We start from the raw sequence: 19,714 nt of genomic DNA on the forward strand, positions 1-19,714 counted from the left end.
CTACTGCCATATCATCTGTGCAGCAACCACAATCGGCTACAAAATTCGATGAATCCGGCTAATCCGAAAAGTCCGTGATTAGTAGTCGCTAGCTTCTTCTACTAGCAACTGCTGCAAGGCTTTCTCCAACTGTTCGTCGTTGGGTGCGGTGCCGTGCCACTTGTGCGTGCCCATCATATAATCTACGCCGAAGCCCATTTGGGTGTCCATTAGGAACATTACGGGCTTGCCGTTGCCTAGCAGCGACTTCGCTTCTTCCAGGGCCGGCAGCAAGGTTTCAAACTGGTTGCCGTCGGCTTCCAGCACTTGCCAGCCAAAGGCTTCAAACTTGGCGCGTAGGTCACCCAGGCCGCCTATTTTCTCGGTAGGGCCGTCAATCTGCTGACCGTTGCGGTCTACAATGGCAATTAGGTTGTCTACTTTATGATGCGGAGCGTAGAGAGCAGCTTCCCACACCTGGCCTTCTTCCAGCTCGCCGTCACCCATGAGCACGTACACGGTGCGGTCGTCGTTGTTCAGCTTCTTGGCTTGGGCCGCGCCCGTAGCCACACTCAGGCCCTGGCCCAGCGAGCCGCTGGCAATCCGAATGCCGGGCAGGTGCTCAGCCGTAGTAGGGTGGCCCTGCAAGCGCGAATCGAGTTTGCGGAAGGTGTTCAGCTCACTTACCGGAAAGTAGCCCGAGCGGGCCAGCACCGAGTAGAGGGTAGCCGAAATGTGGCCGTTCGACAGGAAAAACAGGTCTTCGCCGATGCCGTCCATCGAGAACTCGGGGTTGTGCTTCATCACTTTGAAGTACAGGGCCACCAGCAAATCGGTGCAGCCCAGCGAGCCGCCGGGGTGACCTGAGCTAACGGCGTGCACCATGCGCACGATGTCGCGCCGCACCTGCGCGGCAATCTGCTTGAGTTGGGGAACGGATTTGGGTTCCAGAGAAATCGGGGGCGCGGGGGCAATCGGCTGCGTCATTATTACGTGAGAGTAGGTATGACGGTAAAGGTAGCAAGGATTGCCACACTCCCAAATTTTCAGATTGCTTTGCTGCTAATACGGTCAAATAATGCCGATTTTAGGCCGCTAATGCTGTTTTTGATAACACAATCGTTTGTGATAGCAAATTAGCAATCTTTGGATGCTATAGGACGTGAGAAGTTTGCCCCTGTGAGTTCAGCTTACAGCTTTAATGTGTTGAAAGAGACGAAATCTCCTTTAACCGTTTCCTGATTCTGTAATACAGGCTGCGCAGGATTTAAAACTCGTTTGCCATCAATGTAAAAGCAATACTTCACTTCTTCTCGATTTGATTTCAGCCGTAACCGCCAACCAGTAGGCGTCTTTTGCATGAATCGGAAAAAACTATAGTCTCCTTTAACCTCTACAACAACGGACTTCGCTTCTGCATATCCACTTAGTTCAATCATGGCGTTAGCCTCTTCTGTATCCCGAAGATTCGCCAACAACGCATTGGTTTTCCAACTAGGTTTTCTAAGCGCCTCCAACACCTGAATCGCTTCTCTATTTCTGCCATTGACGGCTAATACCTCTGCTTTCGTAAACTGTACTTCTGTACTATCCAAGCGCTTATTGGTATACATATACTGCTCCCACAGAGGAAAAAGGACGTTTGCTTTAGCAAACTCCTTGTCAACATAGAAGTCATTTAAAAACGCCAGGCGCAGCTGCGATTCTTTTTGGCTCGCACTGAATTGGCTGTCTTGCAAAAAGCGACCAACCGCTTGCGGCGTACCCTTCGTTTTCAAAAGAGCAGCAAGGCGTCGGCTAGCATTTTGCGGGAATTTGCTAGCCAGCAGGATGTGTTGTTTGCCTTGCTTCAGCAAAGCAGCTACACTCGTATGCCAGGGCGTTTGGTATTCTTCGGCTAGGTAGAACCAGATTTCTCCGGTCGATAAGTTGTGAATGTTTGTGTAAACTGAAGTTGTAAACTCACGTTGGGACGTAGCAGCCGCAATCTTGACGAGGCTTGCCTGACTGACGCCTTCTTCCGCCAGCAATTTTTGTGCAATAGGGTAGCGCCAGCAATTCTGCTTTTGCGGACCAGTATCACACACGTTGAAATTCGTGGAAGTGAGTTGCTTGGTTGCCCGAAGGATAGTATCAGGAGCAATAACAGCCAGATTGCCATACTTATCGGCAATATGGATTTGGTCTCCCAAGTCGGGTAAATAGTACGTGTCCCACAAAGCCAGAAATTCCGGTACCGATTTACAATGCTGAAGCATGTATTCCAGCATGTTGCCGTGAGGAAATGGCTTTCTGCCGACGCTTAGTTTGTACTGCTGCGGTGGCGGCAACGCGTTGATATCAAAGAAGAGACCTGCCTCGTTCACGCCCCCTTGCACGCTACTCTCCGGCGAGCCGTACGTGAGGGTGATGTAGCCCAATGTGTACTTGTCTTTGGTCGGAAAGACGTTCACATAATTGGAAGACGTATGGAAAAAGTCTTCATTATTCATGGCCCACGTCTGGCCCTTCCGGTCTGTACCCGAAACGATAGTACAAGCAGACACCCAGCTTTTCGGCAGGAGTAAAAGAAGCAGGAGTAGAGCGGTTCGCATAGGTAGTGATTACGTTAATGAGTAAGCGGTAACCCGACTACTATCCAAACCAACTTCTACTCAGGGTATCTGCAAAGAGCGTAGCCTAAGCCAGCTGCTCGGTGTGATTCTTGGTGTCTACTTTCGTGATAACCTTCTCAATCACACCTTCTTCATCGATAAGGAAGGTAGTGCGCACGATACCCATGTAGGCGCGGCCGTAATTTTTCTTTTCCTGCCACACGCCGTAGGCTTCCACCAACTGCTTGTCGGTATCGGCAAGTAGGGGAAAGGGTAGGTCGTATTTCAGGGCGAATTTTTTGTGGGAGGCTTCGCTGTCGGTGCTCACGCCGAGCACCTGCACGTTTTTGGCGGTTAGCTCCTCCTGGTGGTCACGTAGGTTGCAGGCCTGGGCCGTGCAGCCAGGAGTATCGTCTTTGGGGTAGAAGTAGAGCGCCACTTTTTTCCCTCGGAAATCGGAGAGACTAACGGTATTGCCATCTTGGTCGGTAGCGGTGAAGGCAGGGGCGGTATCGCCGGCTTGTAAGGCCATAGCAGTGAAATGGTAAGCTTGTGAAGCTGTGAAATTGCGAAGAAAAAACATCTATCATCCTGGGCGCAGCGAAGGACCTTCTCACGTAAAAAGGTCCTTCGCTGCGCTCAGGATGACATACTAATTGAAAAACCGCCTACTCTAAAACGCAGGTGGGGCCTGCTGCGTGAAAATCAGCTTTTCGACGGGGAAGCCTAGTTCTTGGCCACGCTGTACCAGTTCGTTCTGCACGATGACGGGCAGTTGCGGGGTGCGGCTCAGCAGCCACAGGTTCTCGCGGCTGGGCTCGCCTACCATGGCGTAGCGATAATCGGAATCGAGGGCCAGAATCCAGTAATCACCTTTGAAAGGCCAGAAAAACTGCACTTTCAGCTTGGCGTTGGTGGTAGGGTCGGCTACGGTGGCGAGCCCCTCGGCCTTTTTTACTTTGCCCATGGGCGTGTGCTTGTGGCAGGTGTTCACTACTGTCACGTCGCCGTCGGGGCGAATGGTGTATTGGGCCGTCACGCTGGTGCAGTCTTTCTCGAAGGAAGCAGGCAGGCGGGCAATTTCATACCACTTACCCGCGTAGCGCGGCAAATCGACGTAGGGGACGGTAGGCAGCGGCGCGTGGCGGCGCGATTTGGCGTACAAAGCAGCCACAGCGGCCACGGTGGTGGCCACGGCTCCTACAATAATCGGACGGCGTGCAGACATAGCAGGGGTTGGTTGAGGTCAAAAGAAGCTCTTTCTACGGGCGATGCTGCGAAAGAGTCGGCCGAAGGCCTTATTTCAGCTTCACCGGAATCACTTTTTTGTTGCCGGCCTGGTCTTCCAAGTGCAGCTCAGCGACGCCGTGCAAGGGCGGACCAAGAGTATCTTCCTTCACCGTAAACAGGGTAGCGTTTTTGTACTCGTAGCGCAACAGGCGCCATTGCCCGTTCACCAGTAAGCGGTAGCTGCTCAGGCCCGAGAGGTTGTCGCCTACCACGAAGGTGAGGCCGGCCGGTGTGTTGCGTATTACCCGCGCCGAGGGGGCAATGGTATCCGTGAGCACCCGAAACATGCCGAAAGTCTTGATGGGCGTGGTGATTTGGTTGCCAGCCCACTTGCCGCCCTGGTAGATCTTGCCGCCTTTGGAGTTGATCATGTATACCGCCGAGCGGGCTTTGTCAGTTACTTCCTGCTCCGGTTTCAAGGTCAGGCGCAGGGCTTGCAGCAGGGGCGTGCGCAGGTTTTGCACGGTGTAGGTGCCGCCGGCCAGCGGTTGGTAGCTGGTCTGTAGATACAGTGTGTCGAACAGCGTGCGCGGGGCAAACGCCAGGTTCAAGTGGGCATCGGCGAAGGTCCAGTCGCGGCCGCTGGGCACCAGGGCTTGCCGGTTAAAGGCACGGTGCACTTTCCCAAATAGTAGGGAATCGGGAAGGCCGGCGCGCAGGTCGTAGAGGTATACGTTTTGGCTTTGCTGCACGTAGCTGGGGCGCAGTTGCAAGCGCCGGGCACCGCGCGTGAGCGTGAGGTTGCCTACCTGAGTGGCAGTGTCGGGGTCGGCTACCAGTACTTTCAGGATATTCCGGGTGATATCGTAGCGCAGGCTGGGCTGTTTCACGGCCGCCGAGCGGGTTTTGAAGTAAGCCGGCTGCTGCCCGCGCAGCACAAACGACACGGGCGTGGTGTTGCCGTAGGAGTCGCGCATGCGGATTTCCACGGTGTAAAGCTGCCCGTCTTCCACCCGCAGCGTGCCCTTGCCGGGGCCGGTGGTATAGAGCGGAATGGTATTGCCGTCGTCCACAAATAGCTTTTCCAGCGTGCGGCCGGTCATTTTTTGCCAATCGTAGTCGATGTGGTCGGAAATCTGGCGCGACTCTGTGAAGGGCACGCCGTCGATGCGGTGCTCGTACAGGGGCTGGCCGTTCACGGTCACGGCCACGTGTTGCAGGCCGTACTTGTTCCACACCCCATCAAACCGATCCACGGCTTGCAGCAGCAGTCCTACCGTACCGTAGGCCTGAATGGTATCGGGGTGGGTGTAGGGGACGTTGGGGGTAGGCGATTTCGGTAAGAACACACGCTTTTCAAACAGGCTTTGCACGCGGGCATCAATGCTAAGCGGCTCCACGGCGAAGGAAAGCAGGGTAGGCGGCACGTGGTCCTGAATCTCGGGGAAGCCGCCCCACTGCAAGGGATTCAGCTGCTCGTCTTTGGCTGTGCGCACCTCCCAGTGCACGTGCGGCCCACCCGAGCCGCCCGTATTGCCTGATAGCGCCACTATTTGCCCCCGCTTCACCGGAATCTGGTCCTTATCGAAAAACAGCTCCAGCTCATAGGTCTGCTTTTGGTACTGACGCCGCAGCAGCGTGTCGGCCACGGGACCGAGGAAACGGTTGAGGTGACCGTACACCGTTGTCAGCCCGTTGGGGTGGGTGATGTAGAGCACATTGCCGTAGCCGAAACTGCTCTGCTTCAGGCGCGAAATGTAGCCATCGGCGGATGAATATACCGGCAAATCCACCCGGCCATCAGTCTTGATATCGAGGCCGCCGTGAAAGTGGTTGGGGCGAATTTCGCCCATGCTGGCCGCCAGAAAGTTGGGCTTGCCGGGTTTAATGGGAAACAGAAAGTACCCTTTGGGCACTTCTACAGGCGTAAACATTCGGCTGGGTACCACCACCGATGAAGAATCGGGTGCGGCCGAGGTAGGCGCGTCTGCGGCAGGCGCTGGCACCTCGCCGGCAAAAGGGACCGGTCGCAGGCCCAGCGTTGTCAGCAGCAGAGTAGCCACCGTTGCGCCCAGCCGCCAGCCGGAAAAAGAAGTAGGCATTCGGAAAGGAAATCTAGAAGACGGGAGTTGGGAGCTGGTTTCTCTGCTTTCTGAAAAGGGAGAGGTAGCAAAATCGCTGTTTGTGCCGTCATCCTGAGCTTGCGAAGGACCTTATTATGTGGGCACGAGTCGTTTGTACGATGATCGTTTTGACGTGATAAGGTCCTTCGCAAGCTCAGGATGACAAGCTAGCGTATCAGCTATACAGGCAACGAGTTTTGCTCCTTCCTAATTTAGTTTACCCTTAAACTCCCAACCGCACAAAAAATTATTTAACTGCTACATCCAGCACGCGTTCCTGCTCGATGAAGCCCACCAGCCGGTCGCCGATTTTCACGGGACCCACGCCGCTGGGCGTGCCGGTGAAAATCAAATCGCCGATTTTCAGGGTGATGAAGCGGGAGATGTAGCTGATGATGGCGTCGAAGGGGTGCAGCATCAGGCTGGAGTTGCCCCGTTGGCGCACTTCGCCGTTCACTTCCAGCCGGAAGTTGATGTTTTTCAGATCGGCAAAGTCGCCTACTGGTTTGAACACCGTGCCCAGCGGCGCGGAGCCGTCGAAACCCTTGGCTAGCTCCCAGGGTAGGCCCTTGGCTTTGAGCTTGCTTTGCAGGTCGCGGGCCGTGAAATCGATGCCCAGGCCGATGGCATCGTAATACGTATGCGCAAATTTCTCCTCGATGTTCTTGCCATTTTTGCTGATGCGCAGCACCAGTTCCAGTTCGTGGTGCACGTCCTGCGAAAAGTCGGGGTAGAAGAAGGGCATCCCGCGTTGGAGCAAGGCCGTGTCGGGCTTGGCGAAGATGACGGGTTCGGAAGGTGTTTCGTTTTGCAGCTCGGCAATATGGTCGGCGTAATTGCGGCCGATGCACAGTATTTTCATGCGAGTAGAAAAGTCTGGTAGGTAGAGCGTCGGGTGGCTGCGGCGGTAGTACCAGCGCTGCCAGCAAACCACAACGGAAAGCATCAAAATTAGCCCTTATTTCGCGGGGCGCAACCCAAAAAGGCCTCGTTACCCCGGAAAGAGAACATTTTACCCAATGCCTGTCGTATAGCACACCACAGGCTGATACGTACTAGTCGCTCCGATGTTAATTGGGGTCGGTTGGGTAGGTACTTCTGCTTGTCCCTTTTTCTCTTTCCCTCCAAAACCACTCGCGAGATGCTCAAGAAGTTTATAACGGTTGCCAGCCTCTGTGTGCTGAGCGCCTGCTCAACGGTTCCTATTACGGGTCGTCGTCAGCTCAGTCTAGTTCCTGAAAGTGAGATAATCAACCTGGCTCAGCAACAATACAGACAAGTACTGGATACCAGCAAGGTAATCAATAGCGGTGCGCAGGCTGCTATGGTGAAGCGGGTAGGCCAGCGTATACAGCAGGCCGTAGAACAGTATTTTCGCCAGCAAAACCAGTCGGAACAGCTAGCAGGCTATCAGTGGGAGTTCAACCTGATTCAGGACGATTCTCAGCAGAACGCCTGGTGTATGCCCGGTGGCAAGGTGGTGGTGTATACTGGTATCCTACCCATCACGCAGGACGAAAACGGTTTGGCCGTAGTAATGGGCCACGAAATTGCCCACGCCGTAGCCCGGCACGGTTCTGAGCGCATGAGCCAGCAGCAGGCCCAACAAGTGGGGGGTAGCCTGGTTAGCGCGGCACTCACGGGCCGTTCGCCTGCGGCCCAGCAGTTGGCAGCACAGGCCTTTGGCCTCTCAACCAGCTTGGGCATTCTACGCTACGGGCGCAATCAAGAATCAGAAGCTGACCATCTGGGTCTTATCTTTATGGCGATGGCTGGTTATAACCCACAAGGTGCCATCACGTTCTGGCAGCGCATGGATGCCCGCGAGAACCAAGCTGCGCCGCCGGAGTTTCTGTCCACTCACCCCTCCAATGGCACGCGCATCGCGGCTATTCAGCGGGAATTGCCAGAAGCGCAGAAATACTATACTGCCCGCTAATTAGCTATCTAATATTTATGCCCCATTTCCTCCGTTTGCCGCTACGTCTAGTCAGTGTTGCACTGCTAAGCTTGCTTCTGCTGCCGGCTTGCGAAACCTCTAAGCGTAGCTTCCCGGAATTTGGCACGCCTCCTTCCGATAATCCAGAGGAGGATATTGCCCGTCGCCGCCGGACGGAGGCCAAAAGTAAGCTGGTGGCTTGGGCCAGCACCAAGGACGACAACGTGGAGTACGTGGTGCCTCGCGCCCAGCTAGCCACGGAGTTCATCCGGCAGTTCGGCGACGGCACGGTGGTAGACCGCGTCACGATCCGAAAGGTGCAGGACACGCCCAAGGATAAGGCCGTGTACTACGTGGTAGGGTTAGGGCTGCGCAACGGTATGTTCCAGGCTATGGCCATTCCGCTGCAAACATCCTCCGACAACTCCTTGTATATGACCTCCAATGCGGCCCGCTACATCATCACCAGCGTGGGCTGTAGTACCTGCTATTTCGACTTCGAAAACAGTCAGATTACGGGTACCAGCTGCGCCGAGAATAACGGTGGCGGCCGCTGCGACTTACGTGTGGAGAACGGCAACTCCTTCTTTGTGCGTCAATGATTAGTCGGAAATGGATTTTGCGCCTTTCGCTCACGGCCTTGGCCCTACTTATTACAACAGATAGGGGTAGGAAGGTGAAGACAGAAGAGTAAAACAAGGGTCATCCTATTCGCAGTGAAGGATGACCCTTGTTATTTTTAGCATGCTTGCTCCGCACTTTGTAGATAGGAGAATGCAACGCTAGAAGCGGTACCTCGATAAGAGGTGACTCGTTTTTGGCTTTCTGAGCAGACTCCGTCCATACTCATTACTGCCAACTTGCCAAGCGGGTAGGCTAAACGTTGAGGTGGTCTAAAACTAATGGACAAAAGTTAAGAAGACTCCTAGCCTTCGGTTGACTTAGTCAAGTTCAGACAATAGTGCCTAGATATCTTCTAGCCCCGGCAAGCTGAGCAGACTGGCAGCACGGCGCGCCACAGTTTTGACACTGGCGACATCTGGGCCGGTGATGGTCAGGTGGCCCATCTTGCGGCCTACACGCGCTTCCGACTTGCCATACAGGTGCAGGTGCGTACCCGGCAAACTCAGCACGGATTGCCAATCTGGCTCCCGCAGTTGACCACTGGCATCAAACCACACGTCGCCCAACAGGTTGAGCATAATGGCCGGAGAATGCTGACGCGGCTGCGGCAAGGGCAAGCTCGCCATAGCATGCACCTGCAAGTCAAACTGCGACGCGTCGCAGGCGTCTATGGTATAGTGGCCGCTGTTGTGTGGGCGTGGGGCCATTTCGTTGACTACCAAGCCACCGTGCGCGCTGCCGTCTTCCACCACAAAAAACTCGACGCACAGCACCCCGACATAACCGAGATGATGCGCGATGGAAACGGCCGCCTCGCAGGCCTTATCGGCCAGGGCAGGTGGCATGTTGCCTTCGTAGGCATGGGTCACGGCCAAAATGCCGTCGACGTGCACGTTGCGCTGCGGGGCGAAGCTAACGACCTGTCCATCCCAGCCGCGCGCCACCAGCACCGAACACTCGGCGGTGAGTGGCAGCATCTTTTCCAGCACGCAGGCCACGCTGCCCAGCTCCGCCCAGGCAGCAGCCAATTCAGCGGCGGTCTTAACGCGGACCTGGCCTTTGCCGTCGTAGCCCATGCGCGCCGTTTTCAGGATGCCGGGCAGCAAATCTGCCCGGTCGTTCTGGACGGCTTGTAGCTGGGCTGGCGTTTCAATTACTGCATAGGGCGCACAGGTCACCCCCGAAAGGTCAGCGCAGGCCGCGAAGTGGGCCTTTTCCTCAATGCGGTTTTGGGCAATGGCCACCACGGCCGCACTCGGCGCCACGGGGCGGGTCTGCGCCAGCGTTTGCAGGGCCTGGGCCGGCACGTTTTCAAACTCGGTGGTGATGGCCTGGCACAGCTGCGCCAACTGCGCTAGGCCGGTCGGGTCGTCATAGCCAGTCTGGATGTGGTGGTGACTCACCAGCCCGGCCGGGCTTTGCGCGTCGGGCTCCAGCACGGCGGTGAAGTAGCCCAGGCGCTGGGCGGCGTGCACAAACATCCGGCCCAGTTGGCCACCTCCCAGCACACCTAGGGTAGCCCGCTGGCCCGCAGCGTCTACGCTGCCTGGAAAAACAGGAGGCATGGTTGTCATATCAGTTCCCTCGCTCATACTGGCAACGTCATAGCACGAGCGGCTTCGGTTTGGTCGGCGCGAAACGCCTGTAGCTTGGTCGCCAAGTCCGGGTCGTGCAGGGCCAGCAGGCTAACCGCGAATAGCGCGGCATTGGCCGCCCCGGCAGTACCAATGGCAAACGTGGCCACGGGTATGCCTTTGGGCATTTGCACGATGCTGTGCAGCGAGTCTACCCCCTGCAAATGCCGACTGGCCACCGGCACCCCCAGCACAGGCACTGTAGTTTTAGCGGCTAGCATGCCCGGCAGGTGGGCAGCTCCCCCTGCGCCGGCAATAATGGCCTGCAAACCGCGCGGGCCAGCTTGTTCGGCGTAGGCAAACAGGTCGTCGGGCATGCGGTGGGCCGATACTACACGCGCTTCGTGGGCCACGCCAAACTGCGTGAGAATCTGTACGGCATGCTGCATGGTGTCCCAGTCGCTGCTGGAACCCATCACCACACCGATCAAGGGTTTGGGAGTATTGGAGGAGGAAGGTGTATTCATCAAAATTATTTGGTCGTCGTGCTAAGCTTGTCGAAGCATCTCTACCGCTTCGTTGGGGCAGCCAATCCACATTTACAAATTAATAGCCTGTCAAATTAAGCTTGTCTATCAATTCTTCGCTGGCATCCAGAAACAGTTTGTTGAACGAGCAAGTGCAGTCTCCGATTGGTTTGCCATCGGAATTTCTGAACTGCATAGTCCAAGAAATGTCTTCGATTTCAGTCTTGCCTATTAATCTCACTTTCAGCTCGTTTTGAAAAGCAATTATCAGAGTGCCTTCATGCTCTTCCGCTACATTCTGAATTTGAGCCTGTGTTAATAGACCCATTAGAAAAACTCTGGCGGGTTCTTCCGGCCCATTGTTGTTTTCAATGTTGAACGGCGAAGAATGCACCCATTTATTCCATTCAGTCTTATCTGCTAGCTCAATTTCGCTGAAGACAAGGTAGACGCTGATAGCAAGATTATCATTGAATAGCTCGCACTCGAAGGCGGTGATATAGTACTTGAATTCCGTGTAATAGGCGCCGGAAAGAGCAGCTTTCAGCACTTCAAATATTTCTTTTTTATCCGTTGTCATTGCTGTCAAATTCTACTTGCGCGGTAGAGATGCTTCGACAAGCGGACGCCAGATCAAGCATGACGTTCTACTTATCAGCGCTCCAGTAGAATTTCCGTCCCCAAAATCACCAGGTCTACTCGGCCTTTCAACGTCTGGTCGATGAAGGGCGTGTTCTGAGATTTGGACTTCATGAATTCCTGCGTGAAGGTCGTTTCTGCTTCGGTATCGAACAGGACGCAGTTGGCTTCCTGGCCGACTTCGATAGTGGGTACCGACAGGCCCATCAGACGGCGCGGCTCCGCCGAATAGCGCTTCACTACCAGGTCCCACCCAAATTTTTCGGGCCGCACGAAGAAGTGATACAGCGACACCAGTGCCGTTTCCAGGCCGGTGATGCCGTTGGGCGCGCTGATGAAATCCTGGGCTTTTTCAAACGGCGTGTGCGGCGCGTGGTCTGTGGCAATCAGATCGAAGACGCCCTCGATGAGCCCTTCGAGTAGGGCATCGCAATCCGCCTGCGTGCGTAGCGGCGGGTTCATCTTGTAGTTGGTGTCGTAGTCGCCGATGTGCTCATCGGTGAACAGCAGGTGGTGCGGGGCCACTTCGGCCGTCACCTTCACATCGCCACGCGATTTCCACCAGCGGATGGTTTCCATACCCAGCTTGCTCGACACGTGCTGGATGTGCACGTGCGCGCCCGCCGCCCGGGCCAGGCGAATGTCGCGGTCGATGATGATTTCCTCTGCGCACGCCGGCGAGCCCTTGATGCCGAGCCGGTAGCTCATCACCCCTTCGTTGAGGGCACGCGGCCCGGCTAGTTCGGGTACTTCGCAGTGGCTGGCGAAAAACATCCCAAACTCGGTGGCGTACTGCATGGCCCGCAACAGTACTGCCGGGTCGTTGGTGGTGTCTCCGTCGTCGGTGAGCATGGTTACCCCGAGTCTGTGCATACCTTCAATTTCAGCCAGTTCCTTACCCTCGCGGTTCTTGGTGACGCAGCCGGAGGTGTACACCGGAATGCGCGACCGGTGCTTGGCATTTTCCAGCACAGTGGCTACTACTGTCGCTGAGTCGATGGCCGGGCGGGTGTTCGGCATCATTACCACGCCGGTAATACCGCCATTGATGGCCGCCTCGCTTCCCGTAGTAATGGTTTCCTTGTTCTCAAACCCTGGGGCGCGAAAATGAACGTGCGCATCAAACATACCTGGCATAAGCACCCGGCCGCGTGCGTCGATGACACGCACGCCCTCGGGAATGGCTAGGTTGCTGCCGATGTCCTGAATTTTTCCTTCGACAATCAGGACATCGCCCTCGAGCAGCACAGGTGAATTTTCGGAGGCGATGCGGGCGTTTTGAAGGAGAAGCATGAAGTGATAATTTCTGTAAACCGGCTAGGGTTGTTGAAGATGTACATTAAAAAGTGGCGTCAGCTGTTGCGTCTGGCGGTTAGGGCATAACTAGCTTCGAGCTAGCCCGCTGCTGCGCAGCATACGACTCCTGCCGCGGAAATTCTCCGCCCGGCGTGAGCCAGTCGAGCACAGCCATGCGGATGGAGATGCCGTTTTCGACCTGGTTGGTGATGAGGCTGCGCTCGTAATCCATCACGGCGTCGCACAGCTCGACCCCGCGGTTCACGGGGCCGGGGTGCATGATGTAGAGGCCCCGGTCGCGGATTTCGGCCAGCCGGGCAGTGGTGATGCCGTAAACCCGGTGGTATTCGCGGACGCTGGGGAAGAATTGCACGTCCTGGCGCTCCATCTGCACGCGAAGCAGGTACACCACATCGGGCGCCCAGGCCATGGCCGTTTCATAGTCGGTGAAGCGGGGGATGGTTGCCGGGCCGTATTTGGGTACCAGCGAGCCTGGGCCCAGGTAAGCGACTTCGACGCCCAGCTTTTGCAGCAGGGTGCTGGTAGAGCGCGCAACGCGGGAGTGGAGGATATCGCCGATAATGAGGACTTTTTTGCCCCGAGGGTCGGAGAATTTTTCCCGAATGGTGAAGGCGTCCAGCAGGGCCTGGGTGGGGTGCTCGTGCGCCCCGTCGCCGGCGTTGATAACTGAGGCTGTGGTTTGGCGGGCAATCATGCCGGGTAGGCCGGGGTGACTGTGGCGGACGACGATGTAGTCGGTGCGCATGGCCTGGAGCGTCTCGATTGTCTCGCGCACCGACTCGCCTTTGGTGATAGAGGAGTGGTCGACGTTGAAATTCGTTACCTCCGCCGAGAGGCGTTTGGCGGCCACCTCGAAGGAGGAGTGCGTCCGGGTGCTGGCCTCATAGAATAGCATGAGCACGGACTTGCCATCGAGGGCAGGAATTTTCTTCACCGATTGGGTGAACAATTTTTTAAAGGACGTGGATTGGTCGAGCAAAAACTCGATTTCCTCACGGTGAAGGGATGCGATGTCGAGCAGGTCTTTACGTGCCATACCGGAGTTGAGGAAAAGTGAGGTTGTCTAACTAAAAAGGAACAAGGTGAAGTCTTATCTGCTACTACCCATGATGGAGCAGCCACCTACTCGCGTGTGGGCTGAGGCATTAGCGGCAGCAACCACGGTTGGGGGCGAGCGTGTTGGTGTTCAGGGGGGTAGGGTAGGGGGTAGGAGCGTTTAAGGTATGCCCTACAAATTGGTGGCGGGGCGACAGCCGACGAACGCACTGGGCATAAAAAAACCGTTTCGAAATCCGAAACGGTGGCGGCGCAACACCCAGAAAAAACAACGGAAATACCAGAAGCAAAATCGGGAAAACCAACGGTGGCGAAGACCTTGCGGCCTACTCGCGGCTCCCCGCCGAGCAGGGCCCCGCGCTTCATCATCAAGTTTTTTGGTTGAAGCACGATGCAAAGCTACGGTATTGTTACGTATTCTTTAAGCATGTTAAGCAAGAATTTCTGTTGAGGCAAACGTACGCATTGAGGAAAAACGAGCAAAAAACCTCTGGCTTACTAGGCTACGCGGAAGCGTTTCGGGCTGATTTGGTGCCTCTATTCCTTCAGCTGTAAGTTGGGTCTTGGGGGTAGACGCATGGCTTAGGGTAGAGCTCCTGTCGAAAAGCAAAAAGCGCATCCAAATCAAGGCTCAGGGCATCTTGTAAATCCTCGTTGGAGAAATCAAATTCTCAGTGCGGAGGCGGTGGCCTGATGGTATTTTTAGTAGGCCTACCCTGCTGGTGCCACAAACTACAAACCTCTCTGCGGACTTGATAGATTGTAAAATAAACATATAATCTTCTTGATTTCAGATGGTTATTTGTTTAAAACACGGCCAAGGCTTACCCCAGAAACCCGAAGCGCTCTAAAAAAAAGCGTGCTATAATCAACTATGTTGAGCGAAAGTCGGTAGATACTCGTTGCCACACACGAACCTTTTCGTAACGCTCCTGTTGTCCTGATATGTCTGACTCCACTAAACGCGCCCGGGTACGCAAGCCCGTTGAATCGCCAAGCACACCTCTTTCTTCGGCAGAACACCTGGCAGCACTCCACGCCCGTGAAGCGGGTAAAACTGTCATGTATCAGGTAGACGCCTGGGGTCATGTGGAAACGCGCTTTGTTCGGTCGCAGAACGTTGAGGCGTGGCTTGCCAAAGGCTTCTTTGTTCGCTAGCCCCGCGCAACCATAGTGCATTCCTGAAGCTCCGTTGATAAACGGAGCTTTTTGTTTTTCCACCTGGTGCCTCAAGCCGCCAGAATGTGGCTACCGGGGGTAGGGCGCGCGTAGACTAGTAGATTCCGCTAAGAGATTGAAAATTGCTAATTCATCGTCCTTTTACAGTATCGAAGCCTTGGCTACGGCATTCGCTTAGTAACCACTAGTTGCAATAGCCCTTGCTGGCGGTGCTCTTAGAGGAGCGACGTACGTGCGACGCCCGATTTTTTCGGTTGGAGGAATGCGCGTACCGCCATTAGTTTCAGAGCAAAGATTGATTTGCGAAAAAATTGCATCCATCCTCTGCTAACAGCTTACGTAGAAAGTGTGTAGCAGCTAGTGAGGCCAGCTGCAGCCTACCCTACCCGCCGAGCCCAAACGGCCACTACCCACGCACCGCTGTGCGTATCCAGAATGTATCGCAGACATTAACCTTCGAAAACTGTACGATTTTATGAGTGACTTAGCTAACCTACAGACTTTGCTTGGCCAAACCCTTCGCATACAGTACCAGCTCCAAGGCTCGGAGCAGGGTAACGCCACACTCACCGTGCAGCCCGACGACCAATTAGTAGTAGGGCCCGCGGGCAGCCAGCTCGTGTATTCGTTTCAGGATGGGCGCTTCGTGAGCCTGGAGATTCTGGTGGCCGCGGGATGATGCAGCGGGTGCTTTAGGGAACGGCACCGGCTTTGGCATCCTGCTCGGCAGAAATGCGCGTCAGACTCTGGGAAGTGAGTAGGCAGGCCAGCAACCCGGTCCAGCCGGTTTGGTGGCTGGCACCCAGGCCGCGTCCGTCGTCGCCATGGAAGTATTCGTAGAATAGGGGGTAGTCGCGGAAGTGTGGGTCGTATTGCATCCGCTCGTTGGCCCCAAAAGATGGCCGACGCCCTGTAGCATCCTGCAAAAACAGTTTGTTCAGGCGTTCTGTGAGGGCGTTGGCAATTTCTTGCAGGGTGCAGTGGTGGCCGGAGCCCGTTGGGTATTCCACCTGGAAAGCATCGCCGTAGTAGGCGTAGAAGCGTTGCAGTGACTCAATAAGGAGATAATTAATCGGAAACCAGATGGGGCCGCGCCAGTTGGAGTTGCCGCCAAACATATCCGAATCCGACTCGCCGGGTAAATAGGCTACAGTGAAGTTGGCCTCGGCCGTGGGAAAGTAGTAGGGCTGCTCTTGGTGGTAACGCGACAACGCCCGAATGCCAAACTCCGACAGAAATTCCTGCTCATCCAGCATGCGGGTGAGCAAACACCGGAGGCGGTGGCTGCGCAGCAACGACAGCCGATGCCGCGCGCCCTGGCCCGGCACCTGCCAGTGCGACACTAGCTCGGCCAGGTGCGGACGGTTGTGGAGCAGCCAGCGCAAACGCTGCGCAAATTCGGGTAGGGCGCTGAGCAACGTATCATCGAGTACTTCCACGGCAAACAGCGGAATCAGCCCCACAATGGAGCGTACTTTTAGCTTGGTACGCACGCCGTCGGGGGTGTGCAGCACGTCGTAATAAAAGCTGTCTTCCTCGTCCCAGAGGTTGAACTGCCCGTCGCCCCCTTTGGTCATGGCTTCCACGATGTAGAGGAAATGCTCGAAAAACTTGCTGGCCATTTCCTGGTACACGGGGTTGGTGAGGGCCAGCTCCAGGGCAATGCGCATCAGATTCAGTGCGTACATCGCCATCCAGCTGGTGCCGTCGCTCTGCTCGATGTGGCCGCCAGTGGGTAGGGGCGCCGAGCGGTCGAACACGCCGATGTTATCGAGCCCCAAAAAGCCGCCCTCGAAGATGTTGCGGCCGTTGCGGTCTTTCCGGTTCACCCACCACGAGAAATTCAGGTTGAGCTTATGAAACATAGCCTCCAGAAAGACGGTGTCGCCATGGCCGTTCCGCTGCAACTGATCCATCTGGTACACGCGCCAGGTAGCCCAGGCGTGCACGGGTGGGTTGGCATCGGAGAGGTTCCACTCGTAGGCGGGCAGCTGGCCGTTGGGGTGCATGTACCAGTCGCGGGTGAGCAGGCGCAGCTGTTGCTTGGCAAACTCGGCATCGACCATGGCCAGCGGGATGCAATGGAAAGCCAAATCCCAGGCCGCGTACCAGGGGTACTCCCACTTGTCGGGCATGGAGATGATGTCGGCGTTGTAGAGGTGGCGCCAGTTATTATTGCGGCCCGTGCGCCGCTCGCTCGGGGGCGCCACAAACTTGGGGTCACCGTCGAGCCACTGGTTCAGGTCGTAGTAGTAGAACTGCTTGCTCCAGAGCATGCCGGCAAAGGCCTGTCGCTGCACGTTGCGGGCATCGGGGTCGGCCATGCCCTGTTGTAGGGTGGCGTAGAACGCATCGGCCTCCTGCCGGCGCTGGGCGACTACCTGATCGAAATCAGCAAACGGAGCCGGTAGGGGCGTTTTACGCAGGCGTACCCGCACGGTCTGCGCCTGGCCAGCGGCTACAGTCAGCTGGTAGTGGGCCGCTACTTTGGTGCCGTATTGCGCCGTGTTGATGGCCTCCTGCCTACCCTCTACCAAGTAATCGTTGATGCCGTCCTTGTAGAATTTTCCTTCCTCGGGCCTGTTATAGAGGCGGACGCCATTGGTGTCGTTATCGCAAAAAAGCAGCGCCGGGGTCTGGTCACAGTAGAGCTGATACTCCCCTAGCTCCGGGTGCGTTAGGTGCACGGTACCCGGCCCTGTACTGCGTAGCTGCGGGCGGGGACGGTAGTGCTCAAAGGCCCAGGTGTTCCGAAACCACGCCTGAGGCAACACGTGCAAATTAGCCGTTTCGGGGCCTCGGTTATGCACCGTTAGTTGCAGCAGCAGGTCTTCTGGCCCCGCCTTGGCGTATTCAATGAACACATCGAAGTAGCGACTTTCGTCGAAGATGCCCGTGTCAAGCAGTTCATATTCGGGCTCCTGCCGCGTGCGTTGCGCGTTGTGCGCACGCAACTGTGCATACGGAAACGCCTGCTGCGGATACTTATACAGCATCCGCATGTAGGAGTGGGTAGGAGTGCTGTCGAGATAATAGTACAGCTCCTTCACATCCTCGCCGTGGTTGCCCTCGCCGTTGGTGAGGCCAAACAGGCGCTCCTTCAGCATCTCATCCTGACCGTTCCAGAGGCCTACGCCCAGGCACAGTAGCTGCCGCGCGTCGCTAACGCCGCCAATGCCTTCCTCGCCCCAACGGTAGGCGTAGCGGCGGGCCATATCGTGAGTGATGTAGTTCCAGGCATTGCCGTCAGACGAGTAGTCTTCGCGCACAGTGCCCCATTGTCGCTCCGTTAGGTAGGGCCCGAATTTCTTCCAGGCGGCTGTTTCGGCGTGATCTTCCGCTAATCGTAGATGTTCTGGGCTCATAGAATAAGAAGGCGCAACGGGTGCGCGTAGTCAGCATACCAACTTGGCACCCGACAGGCAGTACCGAATTCACGACTTTGACCAGTGATAGTTCACTGGCCAGGCAGTCGCATCAATACAAGAAAGAAGGAAAGTAGTACGCCGTAGCACGTATCAGACTTCAGGTGAAGAGAGGTATAGCAGGCATGAATATACAGCGGGCGCCCTGGTCATACGCGGGCTCTAAAAGCTGAGTTTTCGGCGAGCTGAGCCGTATAAGTACTTTTTCTGCCCTCGTCGAGGCTGGCCGACGCCGCGCTACGGGCGGGAAGGGCTACGGCATGCTGCGTTGCACGGCCGGCAACCCATGAGGCTGGGGCCAACGAGAAAAACACTTAGTGTAAAATCCCTATTTAGCCAGATCGAATTACGTATTTTCTGGATGGTGGCCTACAAAGGCCAGGGCGTATAACCAGTAGGTGCAAGGCCCGGCAACTACAAGAGGCCTTCTCCATCGCTCGCCATCGATTGATCGGGCCTACTCTCGCGTTTCCGTATCCCTTTCTTTTCCTATGGCCACCTCTTCTGCTGCCCGTCGTCACCCGGTGCTCACTGGCCTCCTTGTGTTGGTTGGGGTGCTGTTGGTAGGCGGCGTTGTTGCCTACTTCGCCACTGATAAAGGCAAGGACTTGCTGCCTACCCTAGAGCAGCCGACGCTCAATATCAGCAACGTCACCCGCGAAAAAATCAAGGGCCAAATGGTGGTGCAGCTGCATAACCATGCGCCCCTCACGCTTCGCATCGACAGCCTGCGCTACGTGACCCGCGTAGATGGGAAGCAACTGGCGCAGGGCCACAAAAGCCAACCGCTTGTGGTTCAAAAAAATGCCACCAACCGCCTGGAGCTTCCGCTGGAGTTGAATTTGTCTGAACTAACCCGTAAAGCCAAAGAAGCGCAGCGCGACTGCGTAACGGTGCACATGCACACCGTGCTCTACGCCGATTTGCCTGGCGTGGGTCCTCAGCAGATTCCGGTAGATGTGCGCAAGCGCGTATACATTCCTAAACTGCCTAAGATTGAGGTAGCCGATGTAGACGTGACCAAGCTAGGCCTAAAAAACGGCGAAGCAGTGGTAAACCTGCGCGTGACGAATTACGAATCCCTCCCATTCACGGTCAAGCAGGTAAATTATCGTTTCCAGATAGAAGACGACCTCGACGTGAAGGGCCAGGAAACCAAGAGCGTTACGTTTCGCAAAAAGGGCATCGAGCTACTGCCCATTCACGTTCGGTTCGACACCAAGTCGATGCCGAAGGTGCTGTTCAAGTCTCTATTCAAGGCCAAGAAAACCAACTATAAACTCACAGGCACCGCCACTGTGGCGGCCGGCGAGGCCAGCGCCCGCGACGCTACCATGCGCTTCAACAGCACCGGCACCGTGAAGGACCTGAAGGAGCTGGCCAAAGCCAATAAGGAAAAGTGAAAGCCGAACGGCACCTGCACGAAGTCGGTCTAACATAATGCCGCCGCCCGCAGCAGAGCTGCTGGGGCTAGCACAGCCGAGCGAGTGCAGAAAGGGCAGAAGTTC

The 19,714-nt window shown here is 56.0% G+C and carries 17 protein-coding genes; 5 read left to right on the top strand and 12 right to left on the bottom strand.

The window, feature by feature from the left end; genetic code table 11:
- Nucleotides 1-78: 78 nt before the first annotated feature.
- From KYK14_RS04545 to KYK14_RS04570, 6 genes are all read right to left on the bottom strand, one after another.
- Complete coding sequence (locus tag KYK14_RS04545) at nucleotides 79-966, bottom strand: transketolase (RefSeq protein WP_185284108.1); 888 nt, start codon at nucleotides 964-966, stop codon at nucleotides 79-81.
- A gap of 203 nt (nucleotides 967-1,169) precedes the next feature.
- Nucleotides 1,170-2,573, bottom strand: coding sequence for a C45 family peptidase (locus KYK14_RS04550; RefSeq protein WP_219157314.1), 1,404 nt, complete (start codon nucleotides 2,571-2,573; stop codon nucleotides 1,170-1,172).
- An 85-nt stretch (nucleotides 2,574-2,658) separates the two neighbouring features.
- The gene (gene bcp / locus KYK14_RS04555; protein ID WP_185284106.1) at nucleotides 2,659-3,105 is read right to left on the bottom strand and encodes a thioredoxin-dependent thiol peroxidase; all 447 of its coding nucleotides are present in this window, start codon (nucleotides 3,103-3,105) and stop codon (nucleotides 2,659-2,661) included.
- A 141-nt stretch (nucleotides 3,106-3,246) separates the two neighbouring features.
- Nucleotides 3,247-3,801, bottom strand: a complete 555-nt coding sequence (locus KYK14_RS04560; RefSeq protein ID WP_219157317.1) for a lipocalin family protein — start codon at nucleotides 3,799-3,801, stop codon at nucleotides 3,247-3,249.
- 70 nt (nucleotides 3,802-3,871) lie between these two features.
- A complete protein-coding gene (locus tag KYK14_RS04565) occupies nucleotides 3,872-5,905 on the bottom strand; it encodes a M23 family metallopeptidase (RefSeq protein WP_219157320.1) in 2,034 nt (677 codons plus the stop codon).
- 268 nt (nucleotides 5,906-6,173) lie between these two features.
- Nucleotides 6,174-6,788, bottom strand: a complete 615-nt coding sequence (locus tag KYK14_RS04570; protein WP_219157384.1) for a fumarylacetoacetate hydrolase family protein — start codon at nucleotides 6,786-6,788, stop codon at nucleotides 6,174-6,176.
- 240 nt (nucleotides 6,789-7,028) lie between these two features.
- Here KYK14_RS04570 and KYK14_RS04575 point away from each other — a divergent pair, with 240 nt between their 5' ends.
- Nucleotides 7,029-7,865: a M48 family metallopeptidase gene (locus tag KYK14_RS04575; protein ID WP_343217055.1), complete on the top strand. Its 837-nt coding sequence runs from the start codon at nucleotides 7,029-7,031 to the stop codon at nucleotides 7,863-7,865.
- A gap of 17 nt (nucleotides 7,866-7,882) precedes the next feature.
- Nucleotides 7,883-8,467 carry a hypothetical protein gene (locus tag KYK14_RS04580; RefSeq protein WP_185284102.1) on the top strand — a complete coding sequence of 195 codons (585 nt, stop codon included), beginning with the start codon at nucleotides 7,883-7,885 and terminating at the stop codon, nucleotides 8,465-8,467.
- A 363-nt stretch (nucleotides 8,468-8,830) separates the two neighbouring features.
- Here KYK14_RS04580 and KYK14_RS04585 read toward each other — a convergent pair whose 3' ends face one another.
- From KYK14_RS04585 to KYK14_RS04605, 5 genes are all read right to left on the bottom strand, one after another.
- Nucleotides 8,831-10,054 (bottom strand): 5-(carboxyamino)imidazole ribonucleotide synthase, encoded by a 1,224-nt coding sequence (locus tag KYK14_RS04585; protein WP_219157323.1) that lies wholly within the window; start codon nucleotides 10,052-10,054, stop codon nucleotides 8,831-8,833.
- Nucleotides 10,055-10,077: 23 nt separating this feature from the next.
- Nucleotides 10,078-10,590 (bottom strand): 5-(carboxyamino)imidazole ribonucleotide mutase, encoded by a 513-nt coding sequence (gene purE / locus KYK14_RS04590; protein WP_219157326.1) that lies wholly within the window; start codon nucleotides 10,588-10,590, stop codon nucleotides 10,078-10,080.
- A 79-nt stretch (nucleotides 10,591-10,669) separates the two neighbouring features.
- Nucleotides 10,670-11,170, bottom strand: coding sequence for a hypothetical protein (locus KYK14_RS04595; RefSeq protein ID WP_219157328.1), 501 nt, complete (start codon nucleotides 11,168-11,170; stop codon nucleotides 10,670-10,672).
- Between the two features lie 74 nt (nucleotides 11,171-11,244).
- Nucleotides 11,245-12,522: a dihydroorotase gene (locus tag KYK14_RS04600; protein ID WP_219157331.1), complete on the bottom strand. Its 1,278-nt coding sequence runs from the start codon at nucleotides 12,520-12,522 to the stop codon at nucleotides 11,245-11,247.
- Nucleotides 12,523-12,601: 79 nt separating this feature from the next.
- A complete protein-coding gene (locus KYK14_RS04605; RefSeq protein WP_185284098.1) occupies nucleotides 12,602-13,582 on the bottom strand; it encodes an aspartate carbamoyltransferase catalytic subunit in 981 nt (326 codons plus the stop codon).
- A gap of 965 nt (nucleotides 13,583-14,547) precedes the next feature.
- Between KYK14_RS04605 and KYK14_RS04610 the strand changes: the two genes are divergently transcribed.
- Both KYK14_RS04610 and KYK14_RS04615 read left to right on the top strand, forming a co-directional pair.
- Nucleotides 14,548-14,760: a hypothetical protein gene (locus KYK14_RS04610; RefSeq protein WP_185284096.1), complete on the top strand. Its 213-nt coding sequence runs from the start codon at nucleotides 14,548-14,550 to the stop codon at nucleotides 14,758-14,760.
- Nucleotides 14,761-15,283: 523 nt separating this feature from the next.
- On the top strand, nucleotides 15,284-15,460 hold the full coding sequence (locus KYK14_RS04615) for a hypothetical protein (protein WP_219157335.1): 177 nt from the start codon (nucleotides 15,284-15,286) through the stop codon (nucleotides 15,458-15,460).
- Nucleotides 15,461-15,473: 13 nt separating this feature from the next.
- Here the strand turns inward: KYK14_RS04615 and KYK14_RS04620 are convergent, their stop codons facing one another.
- Nucleotides 15,474-18,146: an MGH1-like glycoside hydrolase domain-containing protein gene (locus KYK14_RS04620; protein ID WP_219157338.1), complete on the bottom strand. Its 2,673-nt coding sequence runs from the start codon at nucleotides 18,144-18,146 to the stop codon at nucleotides 15,474-15,476.
- A 551-nt stretch (nucleotides 18,147-18,697) separates the two neighbouring features.
- Between KYK14_RS04620 and KYK14_RS04625 the strand changes: the two genes are divergently transcribed.
- Nucleotides 18,698-19,609 carry an LEA/WHy family protein gene (locus KYK14_RS04625; protein ID WP_219157341.1) on the top strand — a complete coding sequence of 304 codons (912 nt, stop codon included), beginning with the start codon at nucleotides 18,698-18,700 and terminating at the stop codon, nucleotides 19,607-19,609.
- The last annotated feature ends 105 nt before the right edge of the window (nucleotides 19,610-19,714 follow it).

It is taken from the genome of Hymenobacter profundi, from assembly GCF_019334315.1.
Lineage (GTDB): Bacteria > Bacteroidota > Bacteroidia > Cytophagales > Hymenobacteraceae > Hymenobacter > Hymenobacter profundi.

Coding starts and splice junctions, on each gene's coding strand:
- KYK14_RS04595 (WP_219157328.1), bottom strand. CDS start 11,170: ATGACAACGGATAAAAAAGAAATATTTGAAGTGCTGAAAGCTGCTCTT.
- KYK14_RS04600 (WP_219157331.1), bottom strand. CDS start 12,522: ATGCTTCTCCTTCAAAACGCCCGCATCGCCTCCGAAAATTCACCTGTG.
- KYK14_RS04585 (WP_219157323.1), bottom strand. CDS start 10,054: ATGCCTCCTGTTTTTCCAGGCAGCGTAGACGCTGCGGGCCAGCGGGCT.
- KYK14_RS04560 (WP_219157317.1), bottom strand. CDS start 3,801: ATGTCTGCACGCCGTCCGATTATTGTAGGAGCCGTGGCCACCACCGTG.
- KYK14_RS04565 (WP_219157320.1), bottom strand. CDS start 5,905: ATGCCTACTTCTTTTTCCGGCTGGCGGCTGGGCGCAACGGTGGCTACT.
- bcp (WP_185284106.1), bottom strand. CDS start 3,105: ATGGCCTTACAAGCCGGCGATACCGCCCCTGCCTTCACCGCTACCGAC.
- KYK14_RS04580 (WP_185284102.1), top strand. CDS start 7,883: ATGCCCCATTTCCTCCGTTTGCCGCTACGTCTAGTCAGTGTTGCACTG.
- KYK14_RS04610 (WP_185284096.1), top strand. CDS start 14,548: ATGTCTGACTCCACTAAACGCGCCCGGGTACGCAAGCCCGTTGAATCG.
- KYK14_RS04550 (WP_219157314.1), bottom strand. CDS start 2,573: ATGCGAACCGCTCTACTCCTGCTTCTTTTACTCCTGCCGAAAAGCTGG.
- KYK14_RS04605 (WP_185284098.1), bottom strand. CDS start 13,582: ATGGCACGTAAAGACCTGCTCGACATCGCATCCCTTCACCGTGAGGAA.
- purE (WP_219157326.1), bottom strand. CDS start 10,590: ATGAATACACCTTCCTCCTCCAATACTCCCAAACCCTTGATCGGTGTG.
- KYK14_RS04625 (WP_219157341.1), top strand. CDS start 18,698: ATGGCCACCTCTTCTGCTGCCCGTCGTCACCCGGTGCTCACTGGCCTC.
- KYK14_RS04570 (WP_219157384.1), bottom strand. CDS start 6,788: ATGAAAATACTGTGCATCGGCCGCAATTACGCCGACCATATTGCCGAG.
- KYK14_RS04620 (WP_219157338.1), bottom strand. CDS start 18,146: ATGAGCCCAGAACATCTACGATTAGCGGAAGATCACGCCGAAACAGCC.
- KYK14_RS04545 (WP_185284108.1), bottom strand. CDS start 966: ATGACGCAGCCGATTGCCCCCGCGCCCCCGATTTCTCTGGAACCCAAA.